The 17,565-nt window shown below is 42.8% G+C and carries 15 protein-coding genes; 12 read left to right on the forward strand and 3 right to left on the reverse strand.

Annotated features, from left to right (window positions below; genetic code table 11):
* Positions 1-26: 26 nt before the first annotated feature.
* The 8 genes from GBK04_RS08910 (at position 27) to GBK04_RS08945 (ending at position 11,089) form a co-directional block, all read left to right on the forward strand.
* Positions 27-1,046: a tetratricopeptide repeat protein gene (locus GBK04_RS08910; RefSeq protein ID WP_152758760.1), complete on the forward strand. Its 1,020-nt coding sequence runs from the start codon at positions 27-29 to the stop codon at positions 1,044-1,046.
* Positions 1,047-2,235: 1,189 nt separating this feature from the next.
* The gene (locus GBK04_RS08915; protein WP_152758762.1) at positions 2,236-3,018 is read left to right on the forward strand and encodes a hypothetical protein; all 783 of its coding nucleotides are present in this window, start codon (positions 2,236-2,238) and stop codon (positions 3,016-3,018) included.
* Between the two features lie 40 nt (positions 3,019-3,058).
* Positions 3,059-4,660, forward strand: a complete 1,602-nt coding sequence (locus tag GBK04_RS08920; RefSeq protein ID WP_152758764.1) for a hypothetical protein — start codon at positions 3,059-3,061, stop codon at positions 4,658-4,660.
* 249 nt (positions 4,661-4,909) lie between these two features.
* Positions 4,910-5,494: a hypothetical protein gene (locus GBK04_RS08925; protein ID WP_152758766.1), complete on the forward strand. Its 585-nt coding sequence runs from the start codon at positions 4,910-4,912 to the stop codon at positions 5,492-5,494.
* Positions 5,495-5,636: 142 nt separating this feature from the next.
* Complete coding sequence (locus GBK04_RS08930; protein ID WP_373330844.1) at positions 5,637-6,428, forward strand: PKD domain-containing protein; 792 nt, start codon at positions 5,637-5,639, stop codon at positions 6,426-6,428.
* Between the two features lie 668 nt (positions 6,429-7,096).
* Positions 7,097-7,672, forward strand: a complete 576-nt coding sequence (locus GBK04_RS08935) for a hypothetical protein (RefSeq protein ID WP_152758769.1) — start codon at positions 7,097-7,099, stop codon at positions 7,670-7,672.
* 106 nt (positions 7,673-7,778) lie between these two features.
* Positions 7,779-8,291: a hypothetical protein gene (locus GBK04_RS08940; protein WP_152758771.1), complete on the forward strand. Its 513-nt coding sequence runs from the start codon at positions 7,779-7,781 to the stop codon at positions 8,289-8,291.
* A 179-nt stretch (positions 8,292-8,470) separates the two neighbouring features.
* On the forward strand, positions 8,471-11,089 hold the full coding sequence (locus tag GBK04_RS08945; RefSeq protein WP_152758772.1) for a valine--tRNA ligase: 2,619 nt from the start codon (positions 8,471-8,473) through the stop codon (positions 11,087-11,089).
* Between the two features lie 155 nt (positions 11,090-11,244).
* Here GBK04_RS08945 and GBK04_RS08950 read toward each other — a convergent pair whose 3' ends face one another.
* A complete protein-coding gene (locus GBK04_RS08950) occupies positions 11,245-11,886 on the reverse strand; it encodes a hypothetical protein (protein ID WP_152758774.1) in 642 nt (213 codons plus the stop codon).
* A 242-nt stretch (positions 11,887-12,128) separates the two neighbouring features.
* On the opposite strand from GBK04_RS08950, the gene GBK04_RS08955 reads away from it, so the two are divergent.
* The 4 genes from GBK04_RS08955 (at position 12,129) to GBK04_RS08970 (ending at position 16,553) form a co-directional block, all read left to right on the forward strand.
* A complete protein-coding gene (locus GBK04_RS08955) occupies positions 12,129-13,853 on the forward strand; it encodes an arylsulfatase (RefSeq protein WP_373330845.1) in 1,725 nt (574 codons plus the stop codon).
* A 44-nt stretch (positions 13,854-13,897) separates the two neighbouring features.
* Positions 13,898-14,674 (forward strand): hypothetical protein, encoded by a 777-nt coding sequence (locus GBK04_RS08960; RefSeq protein WP_152758777.1) that lies wholly within the window; start codon positions 13,898-13,900, stop codon positions 14,672-14,674.
* Between the two features lie 11 nt (positions 14,675-14,685).
* Complete coding sequence (locus tag GBK04_RS08965; protein WP_152758778.1) at positions 14,686-15,156, forward strand: nuclear transport factor 2 family protein; 471 nt, start codon at positions 14,686-14,688, stop codon at positions 15,154-15,156.
* 122 nt (positions 15,157-15,278) lie between these two features.
* Positions 15,279-16,553: an erythromycin esterase family protein gene (locus GBK04_RS08970; protein WP_152758780.1), complete on the forward strand. Its 1,275-nt coding sequence runs from the start codon at positions 15,279-15,281 to the stop codon at positions 16,551-16,553.
* Positions 16,554-16,749: 196 nt separating this feature from the next.
* Here GBK04_RS08970 and GBK04_RS08975 read toward each other — a convergent pair whose 3' ends face one another.
* Together GBK04_RS08975 and GBK04_RS08980 are read right to left on the reverse strand one after the other, a co-directional pair.
* A complete protein-coding gene (locus GBK04_RS08975) occupies positions 16,750-17,190 on the reverse strand; it encodes a PIN domain-containing protein (protein ID WP_152758782.1) in 441 nt (146 codons plus the stop codon).
* 41 nt (positions 17,191-17,231) lie between these two features.
* Positions 17,232-17,498, reverse strand: a complete 267-nt coding sequence (locus GBK04_RS08980) for a UPF0175 family protein (protein ID WP_152758784.1) — start codon at positions 17,496-17,498, stop codon at positions 17,232-17,234.
* Between the last annotated feature and the right edge of the window lie 67 nt (positions 17,499-17,565).

Below are 17,565 nucleotides of genomic sequence, written 5' to 3' on the forward strand. Positions count from 1 at the left end.
CCCCATAGTTAACATATAGAAATATCATGAAATATACAATAACAGTGTTTATTTTTACAACACTTAACCTAAATTTAAGTGCACAATCAGATTGCAAAGAATTTAAAGAATTATTAATGTTAAAAAAATGTTGTATTTCAATTTTTGAAAAAGATTCAAATGATTATAATTGCAATGTATTGTTAGGAAATCATTATTTATCAGAAGCGATCAACTATCCTCTGGCCCTTAACTATTCTAACAGAGCAATAAACTCGAAACCTGATAGCATATCTGCATATATTCTGAGATTTGAGATTTTGTTAGAATTAAAAGAAAATGAAAACGCTTTCAAGGATATGAAGTTTATTAAAAAGAATATTAATAGAAGAGAAAGCTTAGGGTTTGGGATCAACTCGAAGTTTGGGCATCTAAGTTTTGAGTTGGGTTTATTCGAAGATGCTTATGATGATTATTATATTGCAAATAAATCATTTATAGATACAAAAACGGGAAATAATATTTTTCCCGGATATCTTCTACACATGGCTCGTGCAAAACAGGAACTGGGCCAAAACGAAGAAGCACTCAAATTCTTTAATCAATCAATATTAGTGGATAATACAGGCGAGTCTTTGGGTAATCGAGCTAAGTTTTATATAGATAATAATCAACTTGATTTAGCAGAAAATGATTTTGAAAGTGCAATTAAAAAAGGTAGTTTAACACTTCCTATAATGCTTAATTATGCGTTTCTATCTAAAAACCAGGGACAAAATTCAAAATATGAGCAAATATTGAAAAAATGCATTGAGCTTTTTCCAGAAGAATATAAACCCATAGAAGCCCTTGGTTTTTTATATTTTGAAATGGAAAATATTTCCGGTGCAAAATCAATTTTTAAGTTTGGAATAAATAAATTCCCAAATGCTTCAAGTTTATATTTTGGTTATGGAATTACTTGTTTTAATAATAATGAGAAAACCGAAGGTTGTTTAAACATTAAAAAAGCTATGAATTTAGGTGATTCAAATGCTTTCGATATGTATAAAAAATATTGTAATTAGTAGTTGATATAATATAGGGTATTACTTCTTCTCATGGATTGTACAGTAAATTTGATATACATACACACATAAACTTTTTTTGTGATGATAAATACATTCTATTAAACATTAATTTATATTTCCGAACTAATTCGACCATGAATTTTTTTCTATCCTCAAAATATAATCAATTAAATATTACTAAAAGGTATCAAAATAAATATTTTGATACCTTTTAGTAGTTCAATTAATATTTCATTCGCATTAAAACCTAAATACAATGAAAATGCGGATTGGATAACTTCAAAAATAAATTTGTACTATTATACGTGTATATTCCGTAATATTAGTAATCGTATCGAGATTAATAAATACAATTATAGTAAGTTTAGAATATTATATACTGTAGATAGTTTTGTTCATATTCAGAGAACTTTATTTTTAAAGAAAAAGCTAATTGCGCAAACTATTATTTCAATATAATTTGACAATACTATTAGGTTATGGCCGAATAATTCAAATAAAAAAATGTATTTCAATAGCGATAATGACAAGTAATAAAATCATCTGTCAAGGTTACTACGCAGAAGTATGCGGATAGAAAAAAGATTAAGTTAAGAAAAGATGGAACTACTCAATATAGCACCTTATATGCAATAATGGTAAAAGCTTTTGCAGAAGAGAAATTATTAAAAATAATGAATAAAGCACTAAACGATTGAAAAATGTCTAAACCTAAGGAGAAATATTAATATTCACGAAAATAGACAAGAGCCATGTCTAAAGAAAACGACAAAGATTCTGGATATAGTATTTGGATGTTAGTGGCAATAGCCCTGTTACTCTACTATTGTGCTGGTAATCAAACTTGTTCGTATTGTTCTGGAACTGGCACACAAAGTTGTAACACTTGCTACGGAAAAGGCAAGGTCACCTGTACTAAGTGTAATGGATTGACAAAAACACAGGCTTATTTTCCTCAGAATCTTGAAAATGGCTATCGGTACCTAACCTATAACGGCCAAACCGAGTACGTTTATGTTTGGGGAAGCCACTATGCTGATTTCCCGTGTTCAAAATGCAGCAAGTCGGGCAAGTTGGCATGTACTAATTTTGGATGCAATGGAACGGGTAGTATCACCTGCACCTATTGCAATGGCGAGGGCTTGGAATAAGTATAAAAATATATTGATCCAAAAAAAACTATTATATGATAGTGTTTAAAAATTACATTGGAGTATTTTTTATTATAATAACTACTGTGTTGACAGTGAATGCTCAATTGCAGATAGGAGAAAAAACTGTTGGTATAAATACAGAGCCCCCTAATCTTATTAAATTGAGTGTAAAGGGTGAAAATGGCAATCAATTAATGCTCGACAATTCTGGGGAGCAGTATAATGCATTAGTTTTTGCAAAATATGCAACGCCACAAGTTGAATTTAAAATGGATAATAATTTTAACATATTTTACATAAACTCTTTACAAAGAGATTTATCATTTATGTTAAAAACATTGTCATCTGACGGAACTGAAAAACAACAAATTTCGATAACTCCAACTAGCCTCCGGTTTGGTGGCGGTGCATTGACAGTCGTAAATGGGGAAGTCAGAATGTCGGGTGGAGTAACATTTGGAGGTATAGGAGCAGGAAATATTAGATGGGCAGGATCTGATTTGCAGGTACACAATGGCCAAGAATGGGTTTCACTCTTGAATAAGCCGGTCGTAAGCTATTGGGCCGCTGTGACAGCTGATGGCAATTGCAATAATGTATGTCAGCCAGGATATACTAACGCTCCGGATGCTAATGGAAAAGTGTGCAAAGATATTTCTGGTAGCACATTTACTGGTGTCACCTATGATCGATTCCAATGGATAGTGACTAGTACGTCCATCACCTATAAGGATTTTTGGGGATGTGGATCGTCGACAATAGAAACACAATTAAAAAAAAGACTGGGACAGTGCCATTGCGTGAAGATAAACTAGCAATGACCCCCGCCTACTATATAATTTTTATGACACTCGTATGAAGAATTGGGGAAAATTACTATTAGTGATCGGTATAATGGTTATCAATACAAATGTTTTGAGCGCACAAGTATATGTGGTCAAAACAACATTCGGTTCAAATAAGAGTCTTATTTTCCAAAATACCGATACTGAATATTCTTATTCAGTGTACGCGAAAGGAAATAAGCGGCAATCAGAACCAGTTACGATACCTCCTGGAGGCAGCAAATCTCGATCATATGATATAAACAACCACTCGGCAAAAAATCATGACGTTATTGTTATTTACGATAAAGCTGCATATTATAACGATAAACAAAAAGCGTTAAACGAGAGAAATAGATGGCAACGTTCTCTGGACTATGTAGAGTGTGAATGTATTCCGATGGCTTTGCGTAAAACTAATACTGCGAAGGAAAGAGAAGCAGAAGATTATGAGGATATTACATGGATGAAAAAACTGGGAAAAATTATTTGGGCGGGGATGACTAATAAGTACTATGATTACAGTTGTAATGATGAAAATCTTTTGATTTCCAATTTAAAAAGTATAGATCAAAATATTGAAGTACTTCAAAGTTTACCTTACTCTGAACAAAAATCAAAATCACTGGCACGATTAGAAAGAGAGAAAGATCGCTATGAATATATGAAAGCTGCAATATTATTTCCTTTTATTATTTGTCCAGAAGTACTTTCAAATAAAAAAGGATACGAAAGCAACATATCTATTCTCAATGCAAGGATAGCTAGGTATGATAAAAAATTCCAAGAAGGACATATAGTGACGTATGATTTATGGAAAAATGCTTCAAATAGACATCTTTCCTACGAAAAAATGCCAGGAATGGGGTTCGAGTATTCGAAACAAAGTACACTCGTCGTACTAAATCCTAAGGATTCAATGGATGTTGTCAAAATAGACGTACGGCAGAAGAAAAGTATTCAAAATTTTGAAGGCCGGGTTTTCATACCTTTTACAAAGAGTATTCTAACGAAAAACCGAGAAAATTACAAAAGATTTTATGGGGTAGTTGGCTACGGACAAAACAGTATAGAGGTGTACTCACCGGATGAAAACTACATTGTCGGGTACAGATTAGGTAATCGACTGGTCATGCTCGAAAATAAAGGAACGCTGGATATCAATACTCAACACGTAACCTTGGGCCTACGAGGTATCAGAACTTACGACAAGAATTTTTTCTCGTACGAACTAGGAGCCCAGAAGTACTTAATGAACACCGTCCAGGTAAATACCCGCCAAGTGAGGTACCTCGCCAACGGGGTCGCTTCGCAATGGAATGCTATCGAAAATATATCTGATGTTGAAAACCTTGAACTAACAAATGGCAACGACATTATACCCTATCTCCGATTTAGCCTCGGGTTCCGTCTTTTACCTCTTTCCAGGCCGCGCCATTTTCCATTACGACGCGCTGTGGTAGTATCGGTCAATGGGGGGCTGTTCGGCTTACCAGGATTGAATAAATCGCCAGTAACTGATCTATATCAATTTGAGTACGATAAAAAGACCAGCAATATATCTGGTGTAGAAAAAATCAGTATTGCAGGAGTATATGCAACTCTAGGTCTAACTGCTACCATATTCTTGTAGTAATCTTTCATATTACTTTCAATTTAATATTATTGATGGATGATTTTATTCATAAAGTTTTTCTGTACTTAATCAATTGACAGACAAATCATTAACACCAAATAATCTTTACAAGCTTCATCGTGGATCTATAAGTGACTGAAAACTTTCTATTATATTGAAAGTCTACTAGCACTTATTAGCTCAGAGCTGACGGGTTAAGTTATCGAAGTCTTATCTAATCAATTAATTTATTGAAATAAAAATATTATGGCAATTAGCAAACTTTTTAATTACTTATTTATTTTCTTGAGCGGCACTTTTTTGACTAGTTGTTTTGGTCCAACTAGTTCAGATTTTTCGATTGCACGAGGTTATGAGATTGCTTGCCCAAATGAGCTATATGATAAGACATGGACAAACGCTTCAGGAGCGGAAGGACTTGAACCTGAAAGTGTAAAAATGGTTTTTGAAAAAAATGGAGTAAATACACTTATGAAAAGTGTGTTTACTGATGGCAAGTATTTCTATCCATCTACACTCAAATTTAAAGAAGAATATGGGGAAATTATTTGTCGATGCACACAAATAGAAAATTCTCTATATTGGGAATTGGAAACTGTTGAAGATATAAAAAAATCTAAAACAAAAAAATTATATTTCATTTCAAAGATAGAGTTTATTTCAAAAAATACAATGGATACTTGGTGGTATTCCCCGGAAGCAACTGTAATTAACGATAAGGTTGTTAGTCCATCAGATAAAGTACATTCAAGTGAAGGTTTAAGAGACTTCTTAAAAGACATTGATATTAAAAGAAATTTCGACAAGATAAGGGTGATAGAAATAAAATAGATTTTACTATTTTGATCTATTTTATTTTTTTTGGTATTTATATTGATTCTACTCTCTTAGATCTTTGCAAGACTATTTATTCAACTTATCCTAAGTGTGTCAATAAATTTGGATGATCTGTCTAGCATTTTTTGCAGTATATATGAAAAACATTTCTCTCTTATCATGCTGTATATTATTGATGTACTTGACCGCTTGTGATTCTAGCCCAGTTTCACAGTTCAAGTATAAAACCCAAGAACAGGGTATTATCGTCTTCAAAAACGAATCGACAAATGCGGAGAGCTTTCGCTGGGAGTTCGGAGACAGTACATATAGCGAGGAAAGCAATCCCGCCCATCAGTTTGCTGAGAATGGGAAGTATGAGGTAAGGCTCAGTGCTTCAAACGGAATAGATACATCGACAAGCCTGCTGGCGATAGAAGTCAAAAATGTGGTTATCAAGGTACCTGAGCCTGATTTTAGCTATTCGATTGGCGACTCAGGCACTGTAACCTTTAAGGATAGCTCAGAAAACGCAAAAACGTATCAGTGGGAATTTGGGGATGGTACATACGACCGGACTCCGAACCCAATCCATACCTATGATAAAAACGGAAAATACAACGTCACACTTACCGCCTCGAATGGTGAAAAGAGCAAGAGTATTATTGCCACGATCGAAGTTAGTTCTATTCCTCTGACCACCTATGTCTTCTATACCACCAATACTTACGTAGGTCAAATCGAGGTTTACGTTGACGATGTTTTCATTGGCAACATAAAGGGCAGCGTTGAGTCATTGCCTAATCCTGACGATTATCGGTCTGTCACCTACAAAGGAGAACCCGGAAGGCATAAGCTATCGGCAAGAGCGGGTGGAGGAAGGCACGAGTGGCCTGAGACCTATGTCAATTTTGTAAGTGGGGCCACTAAGTACCACAGTTTTAATTGAGGACTACTTTCGGCTTATACTCATCTACCTAATGACCCTACCTAATTCTAAAATTCTGTTTCTACTGGTTATATGGGTTTGCATCCATTTGACAGGCTGCAACTCAGGCTCAGATGATGAGTATTCTTCGGAGCACTCGCAGGTCATCGATGAAAATGGTGAGGCTCAAGATACGAACAGTTCTGAGGAAACATATCTACCTCAGCAGGGCGAGGAGAGACACGCCTGTACAGAATGCAAAGGTGTAGGCGAAGTACTTTGCGGCTATTGTTACGGCACCAATACTATCACCTGTCCCTCCTGTGGTGGTAACGGGAATGGCACGTGCCAAAAATGTAACGGTAATGGCAAAATCCAGGCTTATTTCCCGCAGGAAGAGGAAAATGGCTATCGGTATATGTCGTACAATGGCAATTATGAATATGTGTGGGTATGGGGAAATCACTATGCTGATTTCCCCTGCAAGAAGTGCAACAACCGTGGGAGAATAGAGTGCAGTAACACTCAGTGTAAAGGAACAGGAAAAGTGCCTTGCTATAATGTAGCTTGTAAGAGCGGTATAGTCCGATGTAGTAGCTGTGGGGGTACGGGTAAAGAAGCCTGACGGCTATTTTTAGAAAAGTAAGAATTTCATCAAAATATTTGTACACGTCAAATGTAATACACTTATGAAAATTTTTGTGAGTATTTTATTATTGTTTTCGCTTTTTGGTAATGCTATTTTCGCACAATCAGATCAGAGTTTTCCACCAGCAAAGTTTCTTGAAATTCACCATTTCGTATATAAAAAGAAGCAATCATTAGGTGAAATATTAGTATCTGGCGAGTTTAGACCCGGAATCTATTACTACGTATATGCTCAAAATTTTACTATAAAAAAGGTAATTGATTCTTATCCGTATGGTTCAGAAAAAAGAATATTCTTAGAAAAGCAAAATGGCGAAAATTGGAAAAAACTGAAAGAAAACGCGGGAACTATTGTCAGAAAAGTAAAAAGAGACTACCCTGAATCAGTTTTAAAAATATTCTACTTCACAAAAATGGTTGACGCAAGTGGTGCAAGCTGGGAAAATCAGCTCCCTTACGAAGTGCGAGATAACCTTTTGTTAACTATGTCGGGTAACGGTTCTTACGATTGTGACTTGGGATTTTCCGTATTCGATTACGATTTCGTAAATTATAGTTCATTAGACGAAAAGAGAGGTAAAGTAATAGACCTCATGGAAAAAACATGCCTGGATTAAATTTGTGCAACGATCTATGTTGTTCGAAATGTTCTGTGTGCGTTATGCGGGATCTTCCAAAGGGAAGCTGCATACTGAAAGACGACCCGTGAAAGATTGATATTCCATGAAATTCTTCCTCCTTTCTTGCCTTTCATTCCTATCTACCATCGCTTACGGTCAGAATATTACCATCAAGGATCTGATTTCAATCACCGAATGCGACAGGGGTACTTGTTTTGGTACTTTTTTCGAGGGAAGGGGCTTCCATTTGAAAGAAAGGGACACTTACAAGGGACTGGAACTCACCTACTGCACCGACCCGTCCATTGATTTGCACGCTACTGCCCTCAACCTTTACGGAGGAACCGTGGGGGTTATTATATTGAAGCCTGATAAGACGGCAATTATGCTTCTTCACGACAGATTCGGTTTCCAGGAAAATTTACTGGCCGAATTGCACTCGCTCGGGTTTACATGGACCAAGCGGGTACCCTTCGTCGATGATGAGCAAGCCGAACAGTACAATTCATCAGAGTTTTCTGATATTTCAATTTTGGTATGTTCCGTCGTACAACCCTACCGTACTTCCCGAGTGACTAATTATGTCGTAGGGGTTATCAGGGAGCGAAGCATTTGACCTATTTCTGTGTCTTCTTCAGCCAAGGACGCTCCCAATTGGAAAACACCATTAGTATCGCGTGTTTCCATTAAAAGCGGGTACACTCACGAAAATCAGGCAATAGAGAATGGACGCCTTTTCCTTATCTTTGCCCCTCAAAATCGGCCCACCGGGCCATTCAGGATCAGCAAAGCCTTATGATTTCCAAGACCTACTCACCGCAGGAGATAGAAGACAAGTGGTACCAGTACTGGATCGAAAACCGCTATTTCAATTCGCAGCCCAATCCCGACAAGGTACCCTACACCATCGTGATTCCGCCACCCAACGTCACGGGTGTGCTGCACATGGGCCACATGCTCAACAATACCATCCAGGATATTCTGGTCCGGAAGGCCCGCATGGAAGGCAAGGAAGCCTGCTGGGTACCCGGTACCGACCACGCCTCCATCGCGACCGAGGCCAAGGTAGTAGCGATGCTTAAAGAGCGCGGCATCAACAAGCGCGATCTGAGCCGGGATGAGTTTTTGGAGTACTGCTGGGAGTGGACGCATAAATACGGCGGCATTATTCTTAAGCAACTCCGCAAGCTGGGTGCTTCCTGCGACTGGGACCGTACCCGCTTCACGATGGAGCCGGATTTGTACGATTCGGTCATCGACGTGTTCATCGATCTCTACGAAAAAGGCGACATCTACCGGGGCCACCGCATGGTCAACTGGGACCCGCAGGCCCGTACCACCGTGTCGGACGAAGAGGTCAATATGAAGGAGGTACAGCAAAAACTCGTGTACCTTCGCTACGATCTGGAAGGGCAGAAAGGCAGCGTGACGATTGCCACTACCCGCCCTGAAACGATTATGGCCGACGTTGCCATCTGCGTCAATCCGAATGATGCAAGGTACCAGCATCTGATTGGTAAAAAAGCCATCATCCCGCTGATCAATCGCTCTATCCCGATCATCGCCGATGAATATGTGGAAATGGAGTTCGGAACGGGCTGTCTGAAAGTGACGCCCGCCCATGATACCAACGATTATGAGCTGGGCAAAAAGCACAACCTCCCCATCATCGATCTGCTGGCCGAGGACGGTACCCTCAACGAAAAAGCGCAGATTCTGGTGGGGGAAGACCGTTTTGTGGCCCGCAAGAAAATCACGAAGATGCTGGAAGCCGCCGGGAATCTGGTGAAGGTGGAGGAATACAAATCCAACGTGGGTCATTCGGAGCGCACCGACGCCGTGATCGAGCCGCGCCTGTCCGAGCAGTGGTTTCTGAAAATGGAACGGCTGAGCAAACCCGCGCTGGAAAGTGTGATGAACGATACCATCCAGCTCATTCCACCCAAATTCAAGAACACCTACCGCCACTGGATGGAGAATGTCCGCGACTGGAACATCAGCCGTCAACTGTGGTGGGGCCACCGGATTCCGGCCTACTACCTCAACGACGGTACCCTAATCGTAGCCAAAAGCAAGCGCGAGGCGCTGCGCAAAGCCCAGCACGAGTACCAGCTTTTTGCTCTCACCGAAGAAGACCTGCGGCAGGATGAGGACGTACTCGATACCTGGTTTTCGTCCTGGCTGTGGCCGATTTCGGTTTTTAATGGCATTAAGGAGCCCAACAACGCCGACGTAAACTACTACTACCCGACCAATGACCTGGTCACGGCACCGGAGATTCTGTTCTTCTGGGTGGCGCGGATGATCATCTCGGGCTACGAGTACCGGGGTACCTACCCGTTCAAGAACGTATACCTGACGGGCATCGTCCGCGATAAGCTGGGCCGCAAAATGTCAAAGCAGCTTGGCAATTCGCCCGATCCCATCGAACTCATCGAAAAGTACGGGGCGGACGGGGTACGGACAGGGATGTTGTTCAGTTCGCCCGCCGGAAACGACCTACCCTACGACGAAAAACTGGTGGAACAGGGGCGGAATTTCTGTAACAAAATCTGGAACGCTTTCCGGCTGACGCAGGGCTGGGAGGTAGCGTCGGATTTGCCAGCCCGTAACCAACTGGCCATCGACTGGTTCGAAGCCAAGTTCAACCAAACCCTGACCGAGGTACTCGACCTTTTTACTAAGTTCCGTATTTCGGACGCGCTAAATGCGGTGTATAAGCTGATTTGGGATGATTTCTGCGCGCAGTACCTCGAAATGATCAAGCCCGAGTACCAGCGGCCGATCGACGCGGCTACCTACGCGGCCACCCTCGATTTCTTCGATAAACTGATGCGGCTCACCCATCCGTTCATGCCCTTCATCACGGAGGAAATCTGGCAGAACATCGGCGAACGCGCCGAGAAGGAAACGATTTGTCTGGCTCCGTTCCCGCAGCCTGGTGCAACCAATCCGGAACTACTGGCCGATTTTGAGGTACTTTTTGAAGTCGTTTCGGCGATTCGGAATCTGCGTAATAGCAAAGGACTTAGTCCCAAAACGGAGCTGCCCCTGGCCATTCGTACCGATTCGGAAGCAAGGTACCTCCGGCTGGATCATTTGGTGCGCAAACTGGCCAATGTTGCGGATATTACCTATGTGAAAGAGCAGGTGGAGGGCATGTCATTCCTAGTACGGTCGGATGAGTTTTTCATCAATCTGGCCGGGGAAATTGACGTGGAAGCCGAGCGCGAAACATTACTCGCTGAGCTAAAATACACTGAAGGTTTCCTGGATTCTGTTTTGAAAAAACTTTCCAACGAACGTTTTGTGCAAAACGCCAAAGGCGATATTGTAGAGAAAGAACGCCAGAAACAGGCTGATGCAGAAGCCAAGATTGCCACGATTAAGGAAGCTTTAATACGCCTCGGATAAGCCAAGCGATATATCTAAACCAAAAATGCCGGAACGTTTCCCGTTCCGGCATTTTTGATAACAACCTACTGAACCAATAGTAACTTGGCTATTCAACCTGTTAAAATCTTATGAAAGCTATTGGCCATTAGCTAATAGCTTTCAGCTTTCACTACTTATTGCGTCACCGGGGTACCTTCAAAAACCTGTCCCTGTGCCTCGACTACTATCTTATTGATTTTCTTCTGGTCGTCCCGCGTAAATTTAATGGTAGCCTGCCCACCCGCATCGAAAGCATCCATTTGGTTGGGCATTGCAGTCAGCGTGCCTTCATTATCGCCCGCCGTGATGTAAAGCTGGTTATCCTTCATCGACAAGACAATAAACTCAAAAGGTAGGTTCTCCATTTTGTATTTACCCACATAGTCGGTTAGGGCCACACTTGAACCGGCCATTTCTTCCATGCTCCTCATGCCTTCGTAAGATTCGCCCTGAATCTCCAGCTTCATTTTGTCCACTTTCCCGGCAGCATTTCGCATAAAAGTCACGGTAGCTTCTCCGTTGGCACTGTACGTATCAGCCTTGCCACTGATTTCCGTAAAATCGCCCTCGTATTCGCCCGCCACATAATGCAGTTTTCCAGCTTTGTCCGAAACCACAACCTTTTCAAAAGGCAATCCTGACACGGTGTAGGTACCCACATAATCCTGTATATCCGCCCCGAGCGGGCTACCTGCCGCATAAAGCCCGGTAGTAATCAGCATAACTGCCAAAGACCCTACCATCAGCACTGAAAAAATACGAGCCATTTTTTTCATAAGAAATTGATTTAATGTTAAGCTGCAAAGATATAATCCTGAATCCAGATGTTGTTAATTTTAATACTATAAAAGGTTTTTCTTGACTTTAAGAGGTAAAGGTTAGTTACCCAGATTCTTTTTATGGCCCTGAAACGCCGGAAATCAGTAGAGCCATTTGGGTCGTACCCTTTTGCTTTCTGATTACAAGTCTTTCAGCAAATCCCTCACTCATGCGGCTCCATTTTCTCAGGTTAGCTTCCGTGTTTCTTTTTCCTTGCTCAATCCTATCGGCACAGGCCCAGCCGCCACCCAACGTCATCCTGGTCATCACCGATGACCAGGGATACGGAGACCTGGGCATTACGGGTAACCCGCACGTCAGAACGCCCGTCATCGACAAGTTTGCCAAAGAAAGCGTTCGCTTCAATCGGTTCTATGTGTCGCCCGTCTGTGCGCCTACGCGCTCGAGCCTGATGACCGGGCGGTACTCACTGCGCACCGGGGTACGGGATACTTACAACGGCGGCGCGATGATGGCGCCCACGGAAATCACAATCGCCGAGATGCTGAAGCAGGCGAACTACACCACCGGGATTTTCGGAAAATGGCACCTGGGCGACAACTACCCCAGCCGACCCAATGACCAGGGTTTCGATGAGTCGCTGATTCACCTGTCGGGCGGCATGGGGCAGGTCGGTGACGTGACCACCTACTTCAAGGGCGACAGTAGTTATTTTAATCCTACCCTGTGGCATAACGGCAAGCAGCAGGCTTACCAGGGCTATTGCTCCGATATTTTTGCCGCTGGTGCCCTTGATTTTATCGAGAAAAACCAGAAGAGACCCTTCTTCTGCTATTTGTCCTTCAATGCCCCGCATACGCCGCTGCAGGTACCCGACGCCTATTATCAGCATTACAAGAATATTGACCCGGCCTCGGGTTTTGAAAAAGACGACCGGCCCTTTGTCAAGATGAGCGAAGCCAACAAGGAGGATGCCCGCAAGGTGTACGCGATGGTAGAAAATATCGACGATAACCTGGGTAAATTGTTCCAAAAGCTAGACGAGCTAAATCTGACGGAAAATACCCTCGTGATTTTCATGACCGACAACGGTCCTCAACAGGTACGTTACGTGGCAGGTATGCGCGGGCGTAAAGGTAGCGTGTACCAGGGCGGAGTCAGGGTACCCTTCTATGTAAGGTACCCCACCCGCTTCGTGGGCAACAAGGACATCGACACCCCGGCAGCGCACATCGATGTGCTGCCTACGCTGGCCGAGCTATGCAAGGTACCCTTGCCCAAAGACTGCAAAATCGACGGGCATAGTCTTCTGCCGCTTATCGAGGGGAAATCGGTACCCTGGGCCAATCGTTCCTTATTCTTTTATTGGTCGCGGCGCTATCCGGAGTTGTATAATAATGTGGCGCTACAAAAAGCGCCTTATAAACTGGTAGGTCATACCGACTACAACGCCGAAATAACCCGGTTTGAGCTGTTCGATCTTGAAAAAGACCCTTATGAGCAGAAAAATCTGGTGAATGAAAAAACAGCAGTAGCCCGGCAATTAAAAATCGAACTAGATGGCTTATTTCAGGAACTGGTCAATTCCGAAAACATGCTGCACCCGCCCCGGATCGAGGTTGGTACCCCCCAGGAAAATCCGGTGATTCTGAATCGCAATGACGCCGACGGGGACCTCGGCATCTGGGCGCAGGAAGAAATCTATGGCTTGTGGCGAGTTCGCGTGCACGAAGGACGCTACACCATCCGGTTCAAATTCATCGAACCCGTACCGGGAAATGGCCAAATGATCCTGGAAACCAAGCCCTTTATCAACCAGATAAAACAGCCAGGTACCCCTAATGATCTTATCGAAATGAAAGACGTTCACCTACCTGACATGGAGGGCGATTTGATTCCGTACTACTCCGTAGGCTCCCGAAAAATATTCCCATTTTGGGTAGAGATAGAAAAAATAAAGTAGTGTATATCTACCCACCTAATTCAATGATTCATTGCGCAACTCCTATGAAACAACTACTTGTAGTCAGCCTACTGCTGGCCGTCCATCTCGTCCTTGGACAAGCCATCCCCAACTCCCCTCAAAATGACACCTATGTCCGGCTGATTCCCGGCTCGGAAAACTCAACCGCCCAACGCCTGGAACTGGCTTCCGATGTGGATACCACCTGGCAGCGATGGCAGGAAAGAGGCTATAATTTTGGCTTCAACCCGAAAGTGACACCCATGTACACCACGGTGAATGGTATCCTAAGTACCCCCTACATGATTCAGGTGCGCGGCAACGAGAACGAACGTAACCGCAAGCGCTGGGGCTACCACGTATTCGAGGGCTACGCCCGCGACGACAAATCGCGTATTACGATGCTGGTCAACAAGCACGAGGAAGAAGAGCGCCCTGTGGCCGAACTCTACTATTATAGTACAGTATATAACCATTCCGAGCCCGCCTACAACTGGTTCAAACTGGGCTCCGATGTACGGCAGCACTCGTTTCTTTTTGGCCGCGATAAGGCCATTTTCTACGGCTCGCTTCGCTTAACCAACGCGTTGACGCTCGGGAATATCGGGAAAGAAAATCTGCGAGAGACCGAAGTGACGGCCGACTCCGAAAAAGAGTACGCCGAAGATGCCAAACACGTCAATTTTAAAGAATTGAAGGGTAGCGGTAACGGTACGATGTTCTACGACAAGGACAACAATATTGTGGTGATCAAGGTAGATGGACAATGGATGAAGGTAGCCGTGGAGCCGCTGCCTGCTGGCATCAAATACCCCTTTTAACCCCAAAATTCATGAAGAACGAAGCCCTCATCCGGGAATTCTATGAATCCTTCGCCCGCGCCGACGCTGAGGGTATGGTGCGCTGCTATGCCCCCAACGTAGTTTTTACCGATCCGGTATTCGGCGAACTGCACGGTGACGAAGCCAAAGCGATGTGGCGGATGCTGATCGAAAACAGCAAAGGCCAACTGTCGCTGACGTTTGACAACGTCCAGGCCCATGACACAACCGGCTCGGCCGACTGGGTGGCCCACTATACCTTCAGCCAAACGGGCCGCAAGGTAGTGAACCGTATCACGGCCAGCTTTGAGTTTCAGGACGGCCTGATCGTCCGCCACACCGACCAGTTCGACCTATGGAAGTGGTCCCGGCAGGCGTTGGGTTTACCGGGGTACCTGCTGGGCTGGACGCCGTTTCTAAAAAACAAAATCCGGCAACGTGCCAGGCAGCAATTGGCGAAGTATCGTGCGCGGAAGGGCTGAAATCAAACTATTGTTTTTGAAGATATATCGAATACAGGATAAGGAAGATGAGTACGTTATCGTTCTGATGCTAAGGCATTAGCATACCCGTTCTATAAGTTCGATCAAAAACATTTTTCCTTATGACCAAATCCATTAGCTTGGGTAGGAGAATAATTATGGGTTGCGTTTTCACCTGTATTCTTTCTCAAGGTACCCTCGCACAGACTACCGTCACTGAACTGGTGGGGCAGAAGGAAAGCCCGAACTTTCGCATCACTGATCTTGGTGAATCCGTTCCCTTTGGATTGAATAAAAATCTCGATCCCCTACTCAGTGTTCTAGAAAAGAAAAAGCTACTGCTTATCGGCGAACCTACCCACGGAGCGGCCAATGTGTATCTTTTCAAATATGACCTGTTCAAGGAGCTTGTCGGTCTGAATAGGGTAAAGTGTTTACTCATTGAAGCAAATTTCAACAGTGTTCTGAAACTGGACGATTTTGTGAGCGGATGTACTCCTATGGATTCTCTGGCCTCTGGATTGAATAAGATGCCATTTATGCATCGTACAGAAGAGTTTAAGGATCTAATGCTATGGATGAGGGCTTATAATGCGTCGAAAGAGCCGCATGAACACGTCCATATTTACGGGATAGATGTACAGGATGTCGATGCCGGATTTGACTTCATCAAAAAGTATTTCTCGAAAACAGACAAAAGCTACGCCGATAGTCTGTCGAGTTTTCTGCCAACCATGACACCTAACAAACTTCCTGAATGGCGTCATAATGTATATACCGAAGCACAGCTTGAAGACCTCCAAAAACACCTGGAAGCAGTTAAGAAAAAGGCTGCTTCTAAATCTGAAAGCCAAGAATGGCAGCTGGCCACAAGGGTATTGGAAAACATCCGACTATGTTCCCATATGTACACCCATCCCAGAGATTTCAAACGGGATCTCTATATGGCAGAAAATGTAAAGTGGATTTTGAACCTTGAAAGGAAGGATATGGGCTTTGTGGTGTCAGCGCACAACGGACACGTAGCTAACGATGGAGGGCTAGGCACCTACTTGAAAGAGGCCTTGGCTGATGAGGTCTATACCCTCGGAGTTGATTTTGGAGAGGGTCAGATCATGGCCGTATCCGCTTCGCCAGACACAGTACGTTCTTTTAAAGCACATGATGTATTATTTCTCGAAGCAGATAGTATAAGTCTTGCTCATTTGAGCGATAGGGTACGTTTCATTCAGCCTGTCAACAGCAAAAACGACGTAATAATCAGAAGCAGCGGGGCAACATACAATCAAAAAAGAAGTCAGGTTTACTGGCGTACCGTCAGCCTACCGGGCAGTTTCGACAGTATCGTTTATTTCGACCGGGTGTATCCCTCTACTGTCTTACCAATATCCAGGTAGTAGGTACGTTCAACCAGCGATCAGATCTGAATTTTAAAAGTACTGCTTCTTGACAATGAGGCCTTTTCATCAAGAAGCAGTACTTATCTTTACTCTACACCTCCACTTCATCCAAAATAGACTTGATAATCCGCAAGGGTACCTTAGTGAATAAAAGTATGAGCAGTCGACCAAATCCTTCTTCTCAACTCGATATTTAATCCGGAAAGGGTTCTTCTTCAACCTCTTTCAAGATACTATTGAGAAATCGTTTCGAAAAGTACCTCCCATTTTCCAGCCAATCGGTGAATATAGGTTTTAATTTCTCTACAAGCCCCAGTTGTTTTGCCTTTATCAATAGTCCAACCGAACCAATGCACCGTATTTCCAGTGCTTCGGCGATAGTCCGGGCCTTATTATCATCGATCAGCAAGTAGTCTGCCTGCAATTCCTTACACAGAATCACCGACTCGGATTCACCATAGTCCATTACCACAGACAAATAATTCTCAGATTTGGTCTTTATAACATGCTTTTCAAGATCCTGCAGAATTTCATTATCGAATTTTGGATTTTCGTAATTCTTTAACTCTTCCCAAACTGCCTGCGCAATGTAGAACTCTCCGAAAAGCTTTTCGATGAGGTGTATCTGGCCCACGAGACCAAGGCGCCGGTATCAGCAATTACAATCTTCACAGGCTATAAATCCCTCAATGTATCCACGTCGGACATGATTTGTTCAAAGCTCAAATCTGAAATCGAAATTTTGCTTTTCGCCAGTGATTTCTCAAACTCAAAACGACTCACTCCTGCCAGTTGAATAGCTTTGCCCAACGTCAGTTTTCCCTCTTGAAATAGCATTATCGCTATAGCTGTCTGAAAGTGTGTTTTCAAGTCCTGCTCAGATTCATTCAAAGCAATCAACACATCAGTCGGGACTTCGACGGGAATCGTTATACTTTTCATACTTTATTTCTTTTGTATCTTTCCAAAGATACCTGAAAGGCAGCATTTCTGCTATGGGTTCACATGA

The organism is Salmonirosea aquatica (assembly GCF_009296315.1).
In the GTDB taxonomy this organism is placed as follows: domain Bacteria; phylum Bacteroidota; class Bacteroidia; order Cytophagales; family Spirosomataceae; genus Salmonirosea; species Salmonirosea aquatica.

Excerpts from the sequence above, each read along its gene's own strand:
- GBK04_RS08910 (WP_152758760.1), top strand. The coding sequence starts at position 27 with ATGAAATATACAATAACAGTGTTTATTTTTACAACACTTAACCTAAAT.
- GBK04_RS08915 (WP_152758762.1), top strand. The coding sequence starts at position 2,236 with ATGATAGTGTTTAAAAATTACATTGGAGTATTTTTTATTATAATAACT.
- GBK04_RS08920 (WP_152758764.1), top strand. The coding sequence starts at position 3,059 with ATGAAGAATTGGGGAAAATTACTATTAGTGATCGGTATAATGGTTATC.
- GBK04_RS08925 (WP_152758766.1), top strand. The coding sequence starts at position 4,910 with ATGGCAATTAGCAAACTTTTTAATTACTTATTTATTTTCTTGAGCGGC.
- GBK04_RS08930 (WP_373330844.1), top strand. The coding sequence starts at position 5,637 with ATGAAAAACATTTCTCTCTTATCATGCTGTATATTATTGATGTACTTG.
- GBK04_RS08935 (WP_152758769.1), top strand. The coding sequence starts at position 7,097 with ATGAAAATTTTTGTGAGTATTTTATTATTGTTTTCGCTTTTTGGTAAT.
- GBK04_RS08940 (WP_152758771.1), top strand. The coding sequence starts at position 7,779 with ATGAAATTCTTCCTCCTTTCTTGCCTTTCATTCCTATCTACCATCGCT.
- GBK04_RS08945 (WP_152758772.1), top strand. The coding sequence starts at position 8,471 with ATGATTTCCAAGACCTACTCACCGCAGGAGATAGAAGACAAGTGGTAC.
- GBK04_RS08950 (WP_152758774.1), bottom strand. The coding sequence starts at position 11,886 with ATGAAAAAAATGGCTCGTATTTTTTCAGTGCTGATGGTAGGGTCTTTG.
- GBK04_RS08960 (WP_152758777.1), top strand. The coding sequence starts at position 13,898 with ATGAAACAACTACTTGTAGTCAGCCTACTGCTGGCCGTCCATCTCGTC.
- GBK04_RS08965 (WP_152758778.1), top strand. The coding sequence starts at position 14,686 with ATGAAGAACGAAGCCCTCATCCGGGAATTCTATGAATCCTTCGCCCGC.
- GBK04_RS08970 (WP_152758780.1), top strand. The coding sequence starts at position 15,279 with ATGACCAAATCCATTAGCTTGGGTAGGAGAATAATTATGGGTTGCGTT.
- GBK04_RS08980 (WP_152758784.1), bottom strand. The coding sequence starts at position 17,498 with ATGAAAAGTATAACGATTCCCGTCGAAGTCCCGACTGATGTGTTGATT.